Origin of the sequence: Mesorhizobium sp. M1078, from assembly GCF_040318615.1 — a bacterium.
In the GTDB taxonomy this organism is placed as follows: domain Bacteria; phylum Pseudomonadota; class Alphaproteobacteria; order Rhizobiales; family Rhizobiaceae; genus Mesorhizobium.
Genome location: NZ_JAMYMP010000011.1, coordinates 121,661 through 137,974 on the forward strand (window position 1 = coordinate 121,661; position 16,314 = coordinate 137,974).

A 16,314-nucleotide genomic window follows, 5' to 3' on the forward strand; every position below is an offset into this window, starting at 1 on the left:
GTACGTCTGAGGGCGCCTCGCGCGCATGGCCACGGCAAGGCGCGCCGTGACCCTTACGCGGTCGGCAGCGAAAGTCGGCTGGCTTTTCGCTGCCTGCCGACATCGACTTCAACCTCCATCTCAACAACGCCCGCTACATGATGCTCGCCGACCTCGCGCATGACCCCGAAAATCGGAATCGATTTTCGGAAAGGATCATGCGCCAAATCAAATGCTACTGCGTCCTTGGCGCGTCCAATAGGACGCTTGCCCGCTCCGTTCAACCGCGGCCGCCGACCGAGGCCGAGCGGGTTTGCATGACCTCCCACCAAGGATTGCGCAGCCTTGCCAAGGCAGTTTGAGGCATCCATGACGACTTCGCCGCACACAGCTTTTTAGGGGATCGGGCCGCGCGCCGGTGGACAATCGGATGACCGCGCGTTAGAAGGAAAAGGTATTTTTTCCTGTTTTGAGGAGAGCGAATTGCTCTCGCATGACCGAGTTTGGGCAGCCATCGACGCTCTCGCCGAGCGCTATTCATTGTCGGCCTCCGGCCTGGCCCGGCGAGCCGGTCTGGACTCCACCGCTTTCAACAAGTCGAAGCGGCTGTCCTCGGATGGGCGACCGCGCTGGCCCTCGACCGAATCGCTGGCCAAGATCATCGAGGCGACAGGCGCTTCGCTCGACGAATTCACCGGACTGGTCGAAGGCCGCGCCAAGACAGCTTCGGGCTCGTTAGCCCCGCAGCGTTCAGCGGTGCCGCTGCTCGGCTTCGCCCAGGCCGGCGCCGGCGGCTTCTTCGATGATGCCGGCTATCCCTCAGGCCAGGGCTGGGACCTTGTCGAGCTTCCGGCACGGGCGACCGAAACCTCCTATGCGTTGAAGGTGCAGGGCGATTCCATGCTGCCGCTCTACCGCAATGGCGATGTGCTGATCGTCGAGCCGGGCGCCGCTACCCGCAAGGGCGACCGCGTCGTCGTCAAGACCAATGCCGGCGAAGTCATGGCCAAGGTGCTCGACCGCCAGACGACGAAATCGATCGTGCTGATTTCGCTCAACCCCGACCATCCGGACCGCGACATCGCGATGCGCGATGTCGAATGGGTGGCGCGGATCGTCTGGGCAAGCCAGTAGGTCTCGCGGTGCGTCTGCTTCAAATCCTCATAGCCCTCCTGGCGATCCCGGTGATGGTCGCCATTGTCGTCGCCGGCGGTCGCGCGCTGCATCGCGACGGCCCCGCCATTACTGTCGACCAGATCGACCCGGACACCGAGGCCGTGCCCGAGGAGCCGGCGACGTCGGCGATCCCCGAGGTCCAGCCCGTCAAGCCTCCGATGCACTCGCCTCAGGTGCATTCGAGGGCGATCGATCCCGAGGCCATCGCACCGCCGCCGCTGCCGGTAGAAGAACTTGAACGGGTTGAGCCACGCGAGCCGCTGAGCGACCTGGCGCTGGCCGGACCGCCCAAGCCGCGTGGGCGCAGAGCGGTCGACGACTGGGGAGGAACAAAACTGTTCCAGCCGGTCGCGGCCGCCGCCGGCCTGATCGAAGCCAATGGTTATTCCGTGACGGTCTCCGGCATCGACATCGTCAGGCAAGACGAGACCTGCACCGAGGGCGGCAAGTCCTGGGCTTGCGGTATCAGGGCGCGCACCGCGTTCCGGTCTTTCCTGCGCGGCCGGGCCGTTGCCTGCAAGGTGCCGCCGGAGGCCGACCGTGCGCTGATCGCCGCCGAATGCCGCATCGGCAAGCTGGATGTCGGCCAGTGGCTGGTCGAAAACGGCTGGGCGCGCGCCACGGCAGGCGGCCCCTATGTCGAAGCGGGCGACAAGGCGCGCGCCGCCAAGAAGGGCGTCTTCGGTGCCGCGCCCAATCTTGGCGGCCTGCCACCGGCGCCAACGCCGGTTGCGGCACCGACGGCGTCGCAACCGATCCTCGATGCCCCGGCGATGGACACGCCGCCGGCCGGGACGGAAATTACGCCGCCAGCTGACCAGCCAGCGCCCGCTCAATGAGCGCGCGGGTTTCGGCGATGCCGTAGAGGGCTGCGAACGAACCGAAGCGCGGTCCGCGTTCCTGGCCGATCAGCACCTGGTAGATCATCTGGAAGAAAGCGCCCGAGACACCAGGGCCGCCGTCCGGGCTCTTCTTCGAATGGTCCTGATAGCGTTCGATCTTGCGCGCCACGTTGAGCGAAGCGTTCTGGATCGCTTCGCCGTCGGCGCCGGCCGGCAGGCCAGCAAGCGCGTTGCCAAGCGCTTCCAGCGCCACGCGTTCGACATCGTCGGCCGGCCGGAAGGTCTTCGTCGGCTTCACGAAATCGTCGAAGTAGCGGATGGCGAAACCGACCAGCTGGTCGAGTTCGGGATGCGTCGCCGGCGTCACGCCAGATGCATGGCGCGAGATGAAGCCCCACAGCACATCCTTGTTTTGCGCGTTGGAGGCGCTGACCAGGTTGAGCAGCAGCGAGAACGGCACCGGCATGTCGATGGAAGGCGGCTTGCCGTCATGCATGTGCCAGACCGGATTGCCCAGCCGCTCCTTCCAGTCCTGGCGCGGATAGGCGTTGAGGAAGGTGTAGTACTCGTCGACGGCGCGTGGGATGACGTCGAAATAGAGCTTTTTCGCCTGCCTTGGCCGTTGATACATATAGAGGCCGAGGCTTTCGGTCGGCGCGTAGCGCAGCCATTCGTCGATGGTCAGCCCGTTGCCCTTCGACTTCGAGATCTTCTGGCCGTTCTCGTCCAGGAACAGTTCGTAGACGAAATGCTCGGGCGCGCGCCCGCCGAGAATGTTGCAGATGCGGTCGTAGATCACCGCGTTCGTCTGGTGGTCCTTGCCGAACATTTCGAAATCGACGCCGAGCGCTGCCCAGCGCATGCCGAAATCCGGCTTCCACTGCAGCTTGACCTTCCCGCCGGTCACCGAAAGCGTGGTCTCGGTGCCCTCATCGTCGAAGGTGATGTTGCCGGCCTTGGCGTCGACATGCTTCATCGGCACGTAGAGCACGCGCCCGCTCTTCGGCGAGATCGGCAGGAACGGGCTGTAGGTTGCCTGCCGCTCCGGCCCCAGCGTCGGCAGCATCACCGCCATGATCTGCTCATAGCGCTCGGCGGCGCGCACCAGCATCGCATCGAAGCGGCCGGCCTTGTAGTACTGCGTGGCGCTGGCGAATTCGTAGTCGAAGCCGAACGTGTCGAGGAAGCGGCACAGCATCGCGTTGTTGTGGTCGGCAAAGCTCGCATAGTCGCCGCCGAACGGATTGGGCACCGACGACAGCGGCATATGCAGATAGGGCTCGAGCGCTGCGCGATCCGGCACATTGTCGGGAATCTTGCGCATGCCGTCCATATCGTCGGAGAAGCAGAGCAGCTTCGTCTTGACCTTGTTCCCGGTCAGCACGTGAAAGGCATGGCGCACCATTGAGGTGCGCGCGACCTCGCCGAACGTGCCGATATGCGGCAGGCCCGACGGGCCGTAGCCGGTCTCGAACAGGACGGTCTCGGGAAAGTCGCCGCCTTTGTAGCGCTCGATGATCTTTTTGGCTTCCTCGAACGGCCAGGCCTTGCTTTCGGCGGCTGCCGCAAGCATTTCGGGGTTGAGATCGGCGATGTTTGATCCCGTCATGTCAAAGTTCCAGTCATGGGCCGGCTTCGCGGCTGGTAAGATTTTTCAACCGGGTCTCTAGGCGCGACAGGGCGGAGCGTCAACGATATCAGGCGTTTTCGTTGCGACGGCGCCGTGGCGTCCCTACCTTCGACCCTCACTATCAAGGAGTTTTGAATGCCGTTGCCGTCCACCCATGAAGCCCTGATCTACCTGATGGTCATCACCTCGGCTTCCGATCGCGACATGACCGATATCGAACTGGCGCGCATCGGCGACGTCGTCCGCAGCTGGCCGGTGTTCGAGGATTTCAAGCAGGACAGGCTGATCGCCATTGCGCAGGACTGCCAGAAGATGCTGCATGAAAAGGATGGATTGGAAGGCGTGCTCGAGCGTGTCGCCGAGACTTTGCCCGAGCGGTTGCGCGACACCGCTTATGCCGCCGCCTTCGAAGTTGCCGCCGTCGATCTCGAAATGCGCATGGAGGAATTGCGGGTGCTGCAGTTGATCCGGCGTGAGCTCGATCTCGACACGCTGACCGCCGCAGCCATCGCGCGCGGGGCGAAGGCCCGCCTGCGCACGCTGACCTGATCCAGCCCCTAGAGGAAGCTGACCGGGACCGGATCAGAAAAAGCTGACCGGGAAATAGCGCAGGTAGAATTCGGCGAAGGTGCCTTTCACCGATATCTCCTGCAGCGCGTAGTCCATGGCTGCGGCCAGCGCTGGGTCGCTGGCCCGGGTGGCAATGGTCATGCCGGACCCCAGATATTCCGGCGCCAGGTAGGGTCCACCGGCGAAGCGGCAGCAACCGGCGGCGTCCGTGCCGCCCAGCCAGAAGGAAAAGCGCATGCCGTCGCCGAAGGCGGCATCGATCTTGGCGCTCTTCAAGTCGCTGTAGAGGTCTTCCGGCCGTTGAAAGCGGATGATCTGCACGGTGCCGAAATAATCGCGCAGCATCTTTTCATGCGCCGAGCCGGCCAGCACGCCGACCCGCTTCGAGCGCAATTTGTCGAGGATCGGCTCGGCGAAGGCCTTGGTCTTCGGCATGATGAAGCGCGCCGGAAACTGTAGATAGGAGCGCGAAAAGCTGTACTTCGCCCGCGTCTCCGGCGTTGCGGCGATGCCGGCGATGATCGCCTCGCCTTCGCCCTTCTGCAACGCGTCGTCGAGTTCGGCCCAGGGCAGCGCCTGGATCTGGCATTTGTCGGCGATGTCGAGTTCGGCGCAAATCGCCCGCGCCAGGTCGATGTGGAAGCCGGACAGTCGGCCCGTGCCGTCGAGAAAATTGAAGGGCGGGAAATCGGTTGTGGTGAGGAACCTGAGCCTCGGCAGCGCCGCAAGGTCCGGCTTCGGCAGCCGCTCCTTGGCATCCCAAAGCACCGGCACCTGCGGTTCCGCTGCCCGCACAGCGCCGGCAAACGGCTGCACTCCGATCAGCATCGACAGCAAGGCGATGGTTATCCAGCGTGATGTCACAAAAAACTCCGCCCGTCTTGGCCGTTGGCTTGTGATACGAAAACGGCGCAGGCACAATTGTTTTTGATTTCAAAGGGCAAATTTCGGGTTATGCTTTGGCGAGGTTGCAAATAGCCGCACAGAGTCGGCCCGGGGTTGGCGGTCGCTGGCGTTAGAAAAGCTAAGGATGTGGCTTTGCAATCCGGGGTTGATGGCTAAGTGCGGGGCAGGCACGTAGCATCGGTCTCAAGAGCGGTAGGCAACATGGGGTAGATGTTGCGATGGGTTATTTTGACCGGACACTTGAATATATTGACCGGGTGCAGCGTGCCGACACGTCGGCTGCGGTGTGCGAGCAGCTACTTAGTGTCACCTCGAATTTCGGATTGACGGCCCTGATAGGCGCAACGGTGCCGCAGCCCGGTACACCAAGCAGCCAGACGAAGGACCATGTGCTGCTCTGCGATTGGCCTAGCGAATGGCTGGAGCGTTACTTATCGCGCAACTACGTCGACCACGATCCGGTCGTCAGCCATTTGAAGCAGTTTCGGGCGCCATTCCAATGGCGCGATGCCGTTCAAAGCATGCCCGCCGACAAGAGCAGCGCCGAGGTAATGCGCGACGCCCGCCAGTTCAAGCTGCGTGACGGCCTCGCCTTCCCGCTGATCACGCTCGAAGGCCAGATCGCGCTGGTCTCGCTGGGCGGTGAGGCGGTCGAACTGTCCGAAGCCGAATTCGCAATGGTCTCGCTGGCCTCCACCTATGCCATCGGCCGCGCCATGCAGCTTCAAACGACGGCCGGCAAATCTATCGATCACATTGAATTGACGCCGCGCGAGCGCGAATGCCTGCAATGGGCGGCGGTCGGAAAATCCGAGTGGGAGATTTCGCAGATCCTCGGCATCTCGGAGCATACCTCTGAGAAACACCTTCTCAACGCCAAGAGCAAACTAGGCGCCGCCAACCGTGTGCAGGCAGTCGCCGAAGCAGTCAGGCACGGCTATATCAGCTAGGCCGGTTCTGGCGGCCCGAAATTTATGGCCGCATTGTTGGCGTCATATCTTCAGAAAAGACCGGCCCCTGTCGTCCTCTTGAGACGGCTAATGCTTTCTTAACGCCAAAAGCAGACTCGGCGTCGCCAACAGGGTGCACGCCATCGCGGAGGCGTTTAGACGCAGCTATATTAGCCATGTCGGCTGTGGCAGCCTGGAAATCCTTGCCAACACCTTCGCGCAATTTTTTCGGGAAAGCCCGGCCGTATCTTCCTCTTAAGCCCAGGAGACGGCTAATGCTATTTTCCCTTACCACTCAACAACTGATGGAACGTCCCGACCTATGGGAGGCCGTCCATCGCCTGCGTCACAAGGTCTTCGTCGATGAGATGCGGTGGACCGATCTCGATCGCCCGGACGGCCTCGAAATCGATCAATTCGACCATGATGAGGCCGAACACCACCTTGTCATACGCAATGGCGAGCTTGCAGGCTATCATCGGATGCTGCCGACCACACGGCCGCATCTCCTTAGCGATGTGATGCCGGAACTCTGCGAGGGAAAGCGCCCTTCGGGACCGAATGTCTGGGAGCTAACCCGTTACGCGGTGGCGCCAGGCTTTCGCGATGGCAAGCGCGGCGTGTCTACGGTCGGCACCGAACTGATCGCCGGCTTCGTCGAATGGGGCCTTGCTCGCAATGTCGATCAGGTCATTATCGAGGTCGAGCCGGTGTGGGTGCTGCGGACGCTGCAGTTGCACTTCCTCGCGACGCCGCTCGGTTACCAGCGCACCTATGGCAACCAGCAGGTCGTCGCCACACTGCTGACCTTCAACGAGCATACGCTGGATGTCGTGCGCTCGCGCCGCAACCATCACGCCCCGGTGTTGGCCAGGGGCACCCCCCACATGCTCGGCATGCGGCAGGCGTCGTGAGACTGTCTTCACCCGACGCGCTTTAATGCATGTCGCTCAAAGTGGCCCCGGTTTTGAGAGAACGACATGCATGAAACAAAGACCTAAAGCGCGTCGCGTGAATCCGTTCAAATGCGATGCGCTTTAGACAATGGCCACAGAGCCCACCTCCGTGTGGGGGTGGGCTCTGTAATTTCAGCCTCTGCCTATCGAGGCCAGTCTCTACTTCTCGAGAAACGACGGCCCTTCGCCGACGATCTTCTTATCTTCCTTGCCGATGGCGTCTAGATCGCGCCCATCATAGGGCAGTGACAACAGGATGCGCCGCATGACGGCCAGCCGCGAGCGTCGCTTGTCATTGGCCCGCACGATGATCCAGGGCGCGAACTGTTTGTGCGTGCGCTCGACCATCTGGTCGCGCGCCTTGGTGTAGTCGTCCCATTTGGTGATGCCGGCAATATCGATCGGCGAGAACTTCCAGTTCTTCAGCGGCGACCAGCGGCGGTCGTGAAACCGTTCGAGCTGGGTCTCGCGGCCGATGTTGAGCCAGAATTTGAAGAAATAGATGCCCTCATTGGAGATCATCCGCTCGAAATGCGGCGTCTCGTCGAGGAATTTTGCATGCTGTTCCGGTGTGCAGAAGCCCATCACCGGCTCGACGCCGCCGCGGTTGTACCAGGAACGGTCGAAGGTGACGAATTCGCCCGATGTCGGGAAATGGGCGACGTAGCGCTGGTAGTACCATTGCCCGACTTCGGTCGGGGTCGGCTTGGTCAGCGCCACGTTGCGCGCGGTTCGAGGATTGAGATACTGGCGCAGCACCGAGATGGTGCCGCCCTTGCCGGCGGCATCGCGCCCCTCGAACAGCGACATCACTCTGCTGCCGGTCGCCTGCAGCCAGGCCTGCGCCTTGACCAGTTCGATCTGCAGCCGCTCCAGCGTCTCGTCATACTCCTCGCTCTTCATTTTCTTGTCGTAGGGGTAGTCGCCTGCGGTCAGTTTGTGGTCCTCGATCCAGCTGGGAAGCTCGGGGTTTTCGATGTCGAACTCCCGCTCCTTGCCGTCCACCTTGATCTTCAGCGGCCCCTTTGCCGGCTCTGCGGCGGGACTTTCCTTGGCTTTTTTCATCGAGACGAACCTTTCCAGCTTGCGGACTCATGCTATGGGGGGCCTCAAACCCGGTCCAGCGGAAGTTTCGGCGGGACCGGCGCAGAAGCACGGAAAGCACGAATGGCTGACACCGGCGCAGAGCGGACAACCACGGGGCAGGCCGTCGCCGGCCGGCTGTGGAACAGCCGATGGCTGCTTGCCGCCGGTGCGATCGCCATCATGGCCGTATATGGGTTTGCCGGTATCTCCGCCTATGTCGTCCTGGCTGCGTTGACGGTGCTGCTGGCCGCCGCGCTTCTGCCAACCGGTGGCGCCAGCCGGTCTGCTGAGACCATTACCACGGTCGAGGCGAGCGGGCTGCAGCGGCTTTCCGGCGAATATCTTGCGGCTGCCGTTGCCGATCCGCTGATCATCTTCGACCGCACCGCCACCATCGTCCACGCCAATGCCGCCGCCTTTGCCGCCTTTGTCGGTATCGCGCCCGGCCTGTCGCTGTCGCTAAAATTCCGCGCGCCGGAAATGCAGGCATTGCTGGACCGCGTGCTGTCGGGAACCGTCGCCTCGGATGCCGTCGACTACACCGAGAAGCTGCCGGTGGAACGGGCCTACCGGGTCAGCGCGTCCTCGGTCGGCCACGCCACCGATCTCTATGTGCTGGTATTCAAGGACCAGAGTGAGACGCGCCGTATCGACCGCATGCGCGCTGACTTCATAGCCAATGCCAGCCACGAGTTGCGCACCCCGCTTGCTTCGATCTCGGGCTTCATCGAGACGTTGCGCGGCCCGGCCCGCAACGATCCGGCGGCGCGCGAGCAGTTCCTGCAGATCATGCAGAACCAGACCGGCCGCATGGCGCGCCTCATCGACGATCTCCTGTCGCTGTCGAGGCTTGAAATGAAGCCTTACCTGAGGCCAGGAACCGAGGTCGATCTGCGCCAGTCCATCGACAGCGTCATCGATTCACTGGGCCCGCTCGCCAGCGAGAACGGCGTCGTCATCGACCGCAACTACGCCGAGGGGCCGCTCGACGTGCCCGGAGACCGCGACGAGCTGTTCCAGGTGTTCGAGAATCTCTTGGAAAACGCCTGCAAATACGGCCAGCCTGGCGGACGCGTCACGGTGTCGATCGCGCGGGGCGAGGCCGGCCCGGAACCGGGCATCGATGTAACCATCAGGGACTATGGCCCGGGCATCCCGGAAGAGCACATACCGCGCATTACCGAGCGCTTCTATCGCGTCGACGTGGAGAGCAGCCGCACCCAGAAAGGCACCGGTCTTGGCCTGTCCATCGTCAAGCATATTCTGACGCGCCACAACGCCCGGCTTTCGATCAAGTCGGAAGTTGGCAAGGGCGCGGCGTTCACGGTCCATTTGCCGGCAGGCTGAGGCGGTACTATCTGCTTACTGCCTGTTTCTTCTTTCTGTCATCCGGCTAGCGTATCAGCACAGGGTCGAGGAAAACGACTCAAAAGGCCAAAGATTTAAGGAAGGCATTTCGCCCATGCAGTCCGTACACATTGTCAGCGCCTATGACGAAGAGCTGAAATACCTGGCGAAGCGCATCGCTGCGATGGGCGGCCATGCCGAGCGCATGGTCGAGCAGGCGATCCAGGCGCTGGTCAATGCCGATCCCGGCCTCGCCCAGAAGGTCATTCGTGACGACATCGTGCTTGACGATGGCCAGCGCGAAATCGACGACAAAGCCATCGTCATCATCGCCAAGCGCCAGCCCATGGCGACGGATCTGCGCGAGATCGTCGGCGCCATCCGCATTTCGGCCGACCTCGAACGGGTCGGCGACCTCGGCAAGAACGTCGCCAAGCGGGTGGTCAGCGTCATTGACGGCCGCCAGCCGACCAGCCTGTTTCGTGGCCTCGAGGCGCTGGCCGAACTCGCTTTGACCCAGCTCAAGGAAGTGCTCGACGTCTATGCCTCGCGCTCGGTCGAGAAAATAGGCTTCGTTCGCGACCGCGACGACCAGATCGACGCCATGTACACCTCGCTGTTTCGCGAGCTTTTGACCTACATGATGGAAGATCCGCGCAACATCACGCCGTGCACGCATCTGCTGTTTTGCGCCAAGAACATCGAGCGCATCGGCGACCACGCCACCAACATTGCCGAGACGATCTACTACATCGTTACCGGCGAGCAGTTGCCGGCCGAGCGTCCCAAGGGCGACAAGACCGACAAGGTTGCCCTGCCGGCGCTGCCGGTGAAGTGATCGCGCGCCCCTCGAACGCTTAATCATATTGCGCTAAACTGCCCGGATGTTAGCGTCTCGGTTCCTGGCCAAGGCCAGGCGCTCAGGAGGCTGCGATGGAATATGTCCGAGAGTTCAAGCCGGCGCCGGCATCGTCCGGCATCATCGCGTCGAGCGTCTACACCGCCGGCAAGCGCATCGCCGACATACCGATCGAGGAAGCCGGCGAATGGGCCAAGAAGTCGGGCCATGTCGTCTGGATCGGGCTGCTCGAACCCGACCGCGAGCTTCTGCTGCGCGTCAAGGCGCAATTTCATCTGCACGAACTGGCGATCGAAGACGCCGAACATCCGCACCAGCGGCCGAAGATCGAGCAATATGGCGATGCGCTGTTCATCGTTGCCCGCACTGCACAGCTGATCGACGGACGCGTCACCTTCGGCGAGACGCATCTGTTCGTCGGCTCAGGCTATATCGTCAGCGTCAGGCATGGTCCCTCGACCTCATACGCCGCCGTGCGCCAGCACTGGGAAAGTTGTCCGCACTCACTGGCCAAGGGCGAGGATTTCGTCCTCTACGCCATTCTCGACTTCATCGTCGACAACTACATGCCGGTGCTCGAGCAGATCGAGGACGAGGTCGAGGCGATCGAGGACAGGGTGCTGCTGAAGCCGATGACCGGTCCCGACATCGAGCGGCTCTACATGCTGCGCCGCGATCTGTTGCGCCTGCGCAATGCGGCGCTGCCGTTGGTCGAGGTCTGCCGCCGGCTGACCAGCGCCGAACTGCCGCAGATCCATACCGCAATGCATCCGCTGTTTCGCGATGTCACCGACCATATCCGCACCGTGCAGGAAAAGATCGACAGCCTGCGCGAGGTTCTGGCCTTCGCTTTCGAAGCCAGCCTGCTGGTCGGCCAGAGCCAGGAAACCGCGAACACCAAGAAGCTGGCCTCATGGGCCGCGATCCTGGCGGTGCCGACGGCGCTCGCCGGCATTTACGGCATGAATTTCGACGACATGCCGGAACTGAAGATGCAATACGGCTATCCCGTCGTATTGGTCTCGATCGCGCTGATCTGCTCGTTTTTGTATTGGCGATTTCGGAAGAGTGGGTGGCTGTGATGGTAGGCAGTAGGCAGTAGGCAGTAGGCAGTAGGCAGTAGGCAGTAGGCAGTAGGCAGTAGGCAGTAGGCAGTAGGCAGTAGGCAGAATAAGGTGGCGCCTCACGAGCGCTACCCCATTCCCTACTGCCCAGTCCCCAATCCCTATTCCTAACTACCGGCTCCTGCGCCGCTCTGAAGCCGGCTGGAACGCCACCCTTGCGTGGTACTTGCAGTAAGGTCCGGTTTCAGCCGCCTCGTTGCCGCAGAAGTTGAAGTCTTCCGATAGCGGATCGCCATTCGGCCATTTGCAGGTGCGCTCGGTGAGATCGGTGAGCTGCAGATGCCGCGAGATCGGCACGACGACGTTTTCGACCGGGCGGATGTAGTGGCGCGCCACTGGCTCGGCGTCGAACTGCGCCTGCAGTGCGTTCGCCCCGATCGAAGTCGTGACATGGCGCTGCGTGGTTGCGGCGCGAGGCACCGATTTCTGGATCGAAGATCCCTGCGTTGTCTTCTTCTGACGCGCCGGCGTCGCGGTCGAGCGTCCGCGGCCCGACAGCTTCAGCCGGTGCACCTTGCCGATGACCGCGTTGCGGCTGACCCCGCCGAGTTGTGCGGCGATCTGGCTTGCGCTCAAGCCCTCCGACCACAGTTTCCTGAGAAGTTCGACCCGCTCGTCAGTCCAGTTCATGAGACCGCGCTCCTGCTATGTGTGCGGCAGCCGGAATCCGTTCCCGACCCGGCAATCTTTGCCGGGGCAGACACCACATATATTAGGTGATTAGGTCCGCCGCACGAAATCTAGTTATTTCCCGACTACAATTACCTCATGTGTTGACTCGGTGACAAGAGTCCCAGGTGCAACACGAATCGGTTTTTTAGGTTTTCCCCAACTTGCCCGGTCGCTTATGAACCGGCGTCTCGTCGGGAGCTGGCCACGCGCCTCTGCACGACGTTTTCGTTGACTTCATGGCCGAAAAACACGATAAGCCGCAAAGGCCGCCGCTTTGGCGGCTTTTTTGATTTTTCCGGTACCGGAGACGCATATAATGAGCGGTTCGGCGCTTTACGAGACCTTTGCCCGCGCCCCTTTGGCCTTCGATCATGGCGAAGGCACCTGGCTGGTTACCGACAAGGGCGAGCGATATCTCGATTTCGCTGGCGGCATCGCGGTCAATTCGTTGGGCCACAGCCATCCGCATCTGGTCTCGGCGCTGACCGAACAGGCGGCCAAGCTCTGGCACGTCTCCAATCTCTACGAGATCCCGGGGCAGACCCGGCTCGGCGAGCGGCTGGCTGACGCCACCTTCGCCGACAAGGTGTTCTTCACCAATTCCGGCGCCGAGGCGCTCGAATGCGCGATCAAGACGGCGCGGCGCTACCAGTTCGTCAAGGGCCATCCCGAGCGCTTCCGGGTCGTCACCTTCGAAGGCGCCTTCCACGGCCGCACGCTGGCGACCATCGCCGCCGGCGGCCAGTACAAATATCTCGAAGGTTTTGGGCCCAAGGTCGAAGGCTTCGACCAGGTCGGCTTCGACGACATCGACGCCGCCGAAAAGGCGATCACACCAGAGACCGCCGCGATCCTGATCGAACCGGTGCAAGGCGAGGGCGGCATCCGCCCGGTGCCGACGCAATCCTTGAAACGGCTGCGGCAGCTCTGCGACCAGCACGGCCTGCTGCTGATCTTCGATGAGGTCCAGTGCGGTATCGGTCGCACCGGAAAGCTGTTCGCGCATGAATGGACCGGCGTGACGCCCGACATCATGGCGATTGCCAAAGGCATTGGCGGCGGCTTTCCGATGGGCGCGTGCCTCGCCACCGACGACGCTGTCGTCGGCATGACGGCAGGCGTGCATGGCACCACTTTCGGCGGCAATCCGCTGGCCATGGCGGTCGGCAACGCTGTGCTCGACGTCGTGCTGGAAGACGGCTTCCTTGAAGACGTCCAGCGCAAGGCATTGCTGATGAAGCAGGGCCTGGCGGCGGTCGCCGACGAATTTCCCGATGTCATCGAAGGCATCAGGGGCAGCGGCCTGATGCTTGGCCTGAAATGCGCCATGCCAAACACCAAGGTCAACATGGCGCTGCGCGACCAGCATCTGCTGGCGGTGCCGGCCGGCGACAACGTCATTCGTCTGCTGCCGCCGCTGACCGTCACCGACGCCGAGATCGGCGAAGCGCTCGATCGCATCCGCGCCGCCGCCAAGGGCCTGACCGACGCCATCGCCGCGGCCGCCGCGAAGTAATCCCGAGAACCATTCCCGATGAGCCTTCGCCATTTCACCGATCTTTCCGCCGTTTCCGAAGGCGATCTGCGCCTGATGCTGGACGATGCGGTGGTGCGCAAGGCGCGCCTCAAGGCCGGCGAACGGACCAAACCGCTCGAAGGCAAGGTGCTGGCCATGATCTTCGACAAGCCGTCGACGCGCACGCGCGTGTCCTTCGACGTCGGCATGCGACAGCTCGGCGGCGAGACCATCATGCTGACCGGCACCGAAATGCAGCTCGGCCGCTCCGAGACCATTGCCGACACCGCCAAGGTGCTGTCGCGCTATGTCGACGCCATCATGATCCGCACCACGTCGCATGAGCGGCTGCTCGAGCTGACCGAGAATGCCACGATTCCGGTCATCAACGGGCTGACCGACGACACCCATCCCTGTCAGCTGATGGCCGACATCATGACCTTCGAGGAGCATCGCGGTCCGGTTGCCGGCAAGACCATCGCCTGGACCGGCGACGGCAACAACGTGCTGCATTCGCTGCTCGAAGCTTCGGCGCGGTTCCGCTTCAACCTGAACGTCGCAGTGCCGGAAGGCAGCGAGCCGGCGCAAAAGCACATCGACTGGTCGAAGTCCAATGGCGGCAAGCTGCACTTCACCCGCTCGCCCGAAGAGGCCGTCGACCAAGCCGACTGCATCGTCACCGACTGCTGGGTGTCTATGGGCCAGGAACACCGCGCCCGCGGCCATAATGTCTTCTCGCCCTATCAGGTCAATGCGGCGCTGATGGCCAGGGCCAAGCCCGACGCCCTGTTCATGCACTGCCTGCCGGCGCACCGCGGCGAGGAAGTGACCGACGAGGTCATCGACGGTCCGCATTCGGTGGTCTTCGACGAAGCCGAGAACCGGCTTCACGCCCAGAAGGCGGTTTTGGCCTGGTGTCTGGGCGCTTGATCTCCAGGCGCTTGATCTCGAAGCGCTTGATCCGGGGCGGCGTGATGCCTATTTGCGCCGCATCACGCAAATCAAGCGCGTTTGGACGCATGCACCCCTCCGGGCCGCATGGCCGCGCCCTGGAGCTTTGTCATGTTGGAAACGCATCAAGTGACTGAACATCACCCCAAACTCGGCGAGTTCGGCTATGCCGGCGACGATCATGTCGTACCCTTCGAGGTCGGCCCGCTCGACGTGCGCGGCCGCACCGTGCAACTCGGGCCGATGCTCGACGCCATCCTCAACCGTCACGACTATCCCGAGCCGGTCGCCCGCCTGCTCGCGGAAGCCTGTGTGCTGACGGTGCTGCTCGGCACCTCGCTCAAATTCGAAGGCAAGTTCATCCTGCAGACCCGCACCGACGGGCCGGTCGACATGCTGGTCGCGGATTTCTCCACGCCTTCGGCATTGCGCGCCTATGCGCGTTTCGACGCCGACCGGCTGGAGGCCCTGGTGGCCGGAGGCCAGACCTCGCAGCAGACGCTGCTGGGCAGCGGCGTTTTGGCGCTGACCATCGACCAGGGCGCGCACACGCAGCGCTATCAGGGCATCGTCCAGCTCGACGGCGAGACGCTGGAAGACGCCGCGCGCACCTATTTCCGCCAGTCGGAGCAGATCCCGACCGACCTCAGGCTGTCGGTGGCCAAGCTGCTGACGCCAGGTCCCGGCGGCGCTCGTGAGCAGTGGCGCGCCGGCGGCATCCTGGCGCAGTTCCTGCCGCAGTCACCCGAGCGCATGCGCGTGCCCGACATTTCGGGCGGCGACGGCGATCCGCGTGACGTGACGCAGGAGCCGGCCGACAATTCGTGGCGCGAGCTGGTGGCGCTGCTCGGCACCATCGAGCCGACCGAGCTGATCGACCCGACCATCGGCGCCGAGCGGCTGCTCTACAGGCTGTTCCACGAACATGGCGTGCGCGTCTTCGGCGGCGTGCCGGTCGCCGACCAATGTTCCTGCTCAAGGGACAAGATACGCGGCATCCTCGAGGGGTTTTCCGCGCAGGAGATCAAGGACAGCACCGAAGATGGCGGCATCCACGTCGCCTGCGAGTTCTGCTCGAAGCAGTACGACTTCGACCCGGCGGAGTTTGCAACTCAGTAGCATCTCTTCCTTCTCCCCGTTCACGGGGAGAAGGTGCCCGAAGGGCGGATGAGGGCAGCGCGAACTTTGGTGAATGGCCGCGCATAGCCTAGGTCATGTGCGTGGAAGATAACCTCATGACTCTGGCGCTGCCCCTCATTGCCCTGCCGGGCATTTCTCCCCGTATAGTGACGGGGAGAAAACCCCTAATTCACCGTCCGTCGGGTCCCCGGCAGATCCAGCGAAAACGCGGGAATAGCGACGTCGAACGTCTCGCCCTTTTTGTTGCGCATGGTGTAGTGGCCGACCATGAAGCCGGAGGGCGTCGAGAGCGGGCAGCCTGACGTGTATTGATAGCTGTCGCCGGGATTGAGCTCAGGCTGGTCGCCGACCACGCCGGCGCCGCGCACTTCCTCGATCCGGCCGCTGCCGTCGGTGATGTGCCAGTAACGCGACATAAGCTGCACGAAATCGTCCGACTGGTTGTCGATCGTCACCTGGTAGCCCCAGACATAACGGTTCTCCGCCGGGTCCGAGCGGTCCTCCAGGTAGAACGGTCTGACCTGCACTTCGATGTTGCGCGTGACGGCGCGGTACATGGGCTGCTCCGGTTGCGCAGCAGGGAACATTTGTCGCGCCATGCGGTTTGATA

Annotated in this window: 16 protein-coding genes and 1 pseudogene; 12 read left to right on the forward strand and 5 right to left on the reverse strand. The window is 62.8% G+C overall.

Annotation, left to right across the window (positions count from 1 at the left end):
* Nucleotides 1–25 precede the first annotated feature (25 nt).
* The 3 genes and pseudogenes from NKH38_RS33425 to NKH38_RS16775 all read left to right on the forward strand — a co-directional run.
* Nucleotides 26–152 (forward strand): annotated as a pseudogene (locus NKH38_RS33425) (thioesterase family protein); the annotation flags it as partial.
* Between the two features lie 310 nt (nucleotides 153–462).
* Nucleotides 463–1,113: a S24 family peptidase gene (locus NKH38_RS16770; RefSeq protein ID WP_023715330.1), complete on the forward strand. Its 651-nt coding sequence runs from the start codon at nucleotides 463–465 to the stop codon at nucleotides 1,111–1,113.
* Between the two features lie 8 nt (nucleotides 1,114–1,121).
* On the forward strand, nucleotides 1,122–1,994 hold the full coding sequence (locus NKH38_RS16775; protein WP_352761966.1) for a thermonuclease family protein: 873 nt from the start codon (nucleotides 1,122–1,124) through the stop codon (nucleotides 1,992–1,994).
* Here NKH38_RS16775 and NKH38_RS16780 read toward each other — a convergent pair.
* Entirely contained in the window at nucleotides 1,957–3,606 is a 1,650-nt protein-coding gene (locus tag NKH38_RS16780; RefSeq protein ID WP_023726835.1) for a lysine--tRNA ligase, read from the reverse strand. The two genes, NKH38_RS16775 and NKH38_RS16780, sit on opposite strands and share 38 nt — an antisense overlap.
* Before the next feature lie 156 nt (nucleotides 3,607–3,762).
* On the opposite strand from NKH38_RS16780, the gene NKH38_RS16785 reads away from it, so the two are divergent.
* On the forward strand, nucleotides 3,763–4,176 hold the full coding sequence (locus NKH38_RS16785; RefSeq protein ID WP_023730966.1) for a tellurite resistance TerB family protein: 414 nt from the start codon (nucleotides 3,763–3,765) through the stop codon (nucleotides 4,174–4,176).
* 33 nt (nucleotides 4,177–4,209) lie between these two features.
* Here the strand turns inward: NKH38_RS16785 and NKH38_RS16790 are convergent, their stop codons facing one another.
* Nucleotides 4,210–5,025, reverse strand: a complete 816-nt coding sequence (locus tag NKH38_RS16790; protein WP_050586840.1) for an ABC transporter substrate-binding protein — start codon at nucleotides 5,023–5,025, stop codon at nucleotides 4,210–4,212.
* A 296-nt stretch (nucleotides 5,026–5,321) separates the two neighbouring features.
* Here NKH38_RS16790 and NKH38_RS16795 point away from each other — a divergent pair, with 296 nt between their 5' ends.
* Together NKH38_RS16795 and NKH38_RS16800 are read left to right on the forward strand one after the other, a co-directional pair.
* Nucleotides 5,322–6,053, forward strand: coding sequence for a helix-turn-helix transcriptional regulator (locus tag NKH38_RS16795; protein ID WP_352761965.1), 732 nt, complete (start codon nucleotides 5,322–5,324; stop codon nucleotides 6,051–6,053).
* A 275-nt stretch (nucleotides 6,054–6,328) separates the two neighbouring features.
* The gene (locus NKH38_RS16800) at nucleotides 6,329–6,967 is read left to right on the forward strand and encodes an acyl-homoserine-lactone synthase (RefSeq protein WP_023730968.1); all 639 of its coding nucleotides are present in this window, start codon (nucleotides 6,329–6,331) and stop codon (nucleotides 6,965–6,967) included.
* A 201-nt stretch (nucleotides 6,968–7,168) separates the two neighbouring features.
* Here NKH38_RS16800 and ppk2 read toward each other — a convergent pair whose 3' ends face one another.
* A complete protein-coding gene (gene ppk2, locus NKH38_RS16805; RefSeq protein ID WP_023669623.1) occupies nucleotides 7,169–8,074 on the reverse strand; it encodes a polyphosphate kinase 2 in 906 nt (301 codons plus the stop codon).
* Between the two features lie 102 nt (nucleotides 8,075–8,176).
* Between ppk2 and NKH38_RS16810 the strand changes: the two genes are divergently transcribed.
* From NKH38_RS16810 to NKH38_RS16820, 3 genes are all read left to right on the forward strand, one after another.
* On the forward strand, nucleotides 8,177–9,442 hold the full coding sequence (locus NKH38_RS16810) for an ATP-binding protein (protein ID WP_352761964.1): 1,266 nt from the start codon (nucleotides 8,177–8,179) through the stop codon (nucleotides 9,440–9,442).
* A gap of 115 nt (nucleotides 9,443–9,557) precedes the next feature.
* Nucleotides 9,558–10,280: a phosphate signaling complex protein PhoU gene (phoU, locus tag NKH38_RS16815; RefSeq protein WP_023730970.1), complete on the forward strand. Its 723-nt coding sequence runs from the start codon at nucleotides 9,558–9,560 to the stop codon at nucleotides 10,278–10,280.
* A 95-nt stretch (nucleotides 10,281–10,375) separates the two neighbouring features.
* Nucleotides 10,376–11,383, forward strand: coding sequence for a magnesium and cobalt transport protein CorA (locus NKH38_RS16820; RefSeq protein WP_023692534.1), 1,008 nt, complete (start codon nucleotides 10,376–10,378; stop codon nucleotides 11,381–11,383).
* Nucleotides 11,384–11,536: 153 nt separating this feature from the next.
* Here the strand turns inward: NKH38_RS16820 and NKH38_RS16825 are convergent, their stop codons facing one another.
* Nucleotides 11,537–12,055, reverse strand: a complete 519-nt coding sequence (locus tag NKH38_RS16825; RefSeq protein ID WP_023669627.1) for a GcrA family cell cycle regulator — start codon at nucleotides 12,053–12,055, stop codon at nucleotides 11,537–11,539.
* 358 nt (nucleotides 12,056–12,413) lie between these two features.
* On the opposite strand from NKH38_RS16825, the gene NKH38_RS16830 reads away from it, so the two are divergent.
* From NKH38_RS16830 to NKH38_RS16840, 3 genes are all read left to right on the forward strand, one after another.
* Nucleotides 12,414–13,613, forward strand: a complete 1,200-nt coding sequence (locus tag NKH38_RS16830; protein WP_023730971.1) for an aspartate aminotransferase family protein — start codon at nucleotides 12,414–12,416, stop codon at nucleotides 13,611–13,613.
* An 18-nt stretch (nucleotides 13,614–13,631) separates the two neighbouring features.
* Nucleotides 13,632–14,543, forward strand: coding sequence for an ornithine carbamoyltransferase (gene argF / locus NKH38_RS16835; RefSeq protein ID WP_023669629.1), 912 nt, complete (start codon nucleotides 13,632–13,634; stop codon nucleotides 14,541–14,543).
* Nucleotides 14,544–14,651: 108 nt separating this feature from the next.
* Nucleotides 14,652–15,683: an Hsp33 family molecular chaperone gene (locus tag NKH38_RS16840; RefSeq protein ID WP_031201668.1), complete on the forward strand. Its 1,032-nt coding sequence runs from the start codon at nucleotides 14,652–14,654 to the stop codon at nucleotides 15,681–15,683.
* 185 nt (nucleotides 15,684–15,868) lie between these two features.
* On the opposite strand, the gene apaG is transcribed toward NKH38_RS16840, so the two are convergent.
* Complete coding sequence (gene apaG / locus NKH38_RS16845) at nucleotides 15,869–16,261, reverse strand: Co2+/Mg2+ efflux facilitator ApaG/CorD (RefSeq protein WP_023681948.1); 393 nt, start codon at nucleotides 16,259–16,261, stop codon at nucleotides 15,869–15,871.
* Between the last annotated feature and the right edge of the window lie 53 nt (nucleotides 16,262–16,314).

What these genes read in the sequence shown, in the direction of transcription:
- NKH38_RS16785 (WP_023730966.1), top strand. Translation starts at nt 3,763, where the DNA reads ATGCCGTTGCCGTCCACCCATGAAGCCCTGATCTACCTGATGGTCATC.
- ppk2 (WP_023669623.1), bottom strand. Translation starts at nt 8,074, where the DNA reads ATGAAAAAAGCCAAGGAAAGTCCCGCCGCAGAGCCGGCAAAGGGGCCG.
- NKH38_RS16795 (WP_352761965.1), top strand. Translation starts at nt 5,322, where the DNA reads ATGGGTTATTTTGACCGGACACTTGAATATATTGACCGGGTGCAGCGT.
- NKH38_RS16790 (WP_050586840.1), bottom strand. Translation starts at nt 5,025, where the DNA reads ATGCTGATCGGAGTGCAGCCGTTTGCCGGCGCTGTGCGGGCAGCGGAA.
- phoU (WP_023730970.1), top strand. Translation starts at nt 9,558, where the DNA reads ATGCAGTCCGTACACATTGTCAGCGCCTATGACGAAGAGCTGAAATAC.
- NKH38_RS16840 (WP_031201668.1), top strand. Translation starts at nt 14,652, where the DNA reads ATGGCCGCGCCCTGGAGCTTTGTCATGTTGGAAACGCATCAAGTGACT.
- NKH38_RS16820 (WP_023692534.1), top strand. Translation starts at nt 10,376, where the DNA reads ATGGAATATGTCCGAGAGTTCAAGCCGGCGCCGGCATCGTCCGGCATC.
- NKH38_RS16830 (WP_023730971.1), top strand. Translation starts at nt 12,414, where the DNA reads ATGAGCGGTTCGGCGCTTTACGAGACCTTTGCCCGCGCCCCTTTGGCC.
- NKH38_RS16800 (WP_023730968.1), top strand. Translation starts at nt 6,329, where the DNA reads ATGCTATTTTCCCTTACCACTCAACAACTGATGGAACGTCCCGACCTA.
- NKH38_RS16780 (WP_023726835.1), bottom strand. Translation starts at nt 3,606, where the DNA reads ATGACGGGATCAAACATCGCCGATCTCAACCCCGAAATGCTTGCGGCA.
- argF (WP_023669629.1), top strand. Translation starts at nt 13,632, where the DNA reads ATGAGCCTTCGCCATTTCACCGATCTTTCCGCCGTTTCCGAAGGCGAT.
- apaG (WP_023681948.1), bottom strand. Translation starts at nt 16,261, where the DNA reads ATGTACCGCGCCGTCACGCGCAACATCGAAGTGCAGGTCAGACCGTTC.
- NKH38_RS16810 (WP_352761964.1), top strand. Translation starts at nt 8,177, where the DNA reads ATGGCTGACACCGGCGCAGAGCGGACAACCACGGGGCAGGCCGTCGCC.
- NKH38_RS16825 (WP_023669627.1), bottom strand. Translation starts at nt 12,055, where the DNA reads ATGAACTGGACTGACGAGCGGGTCGAACTTCTCAGGAAACTGTGGTCG.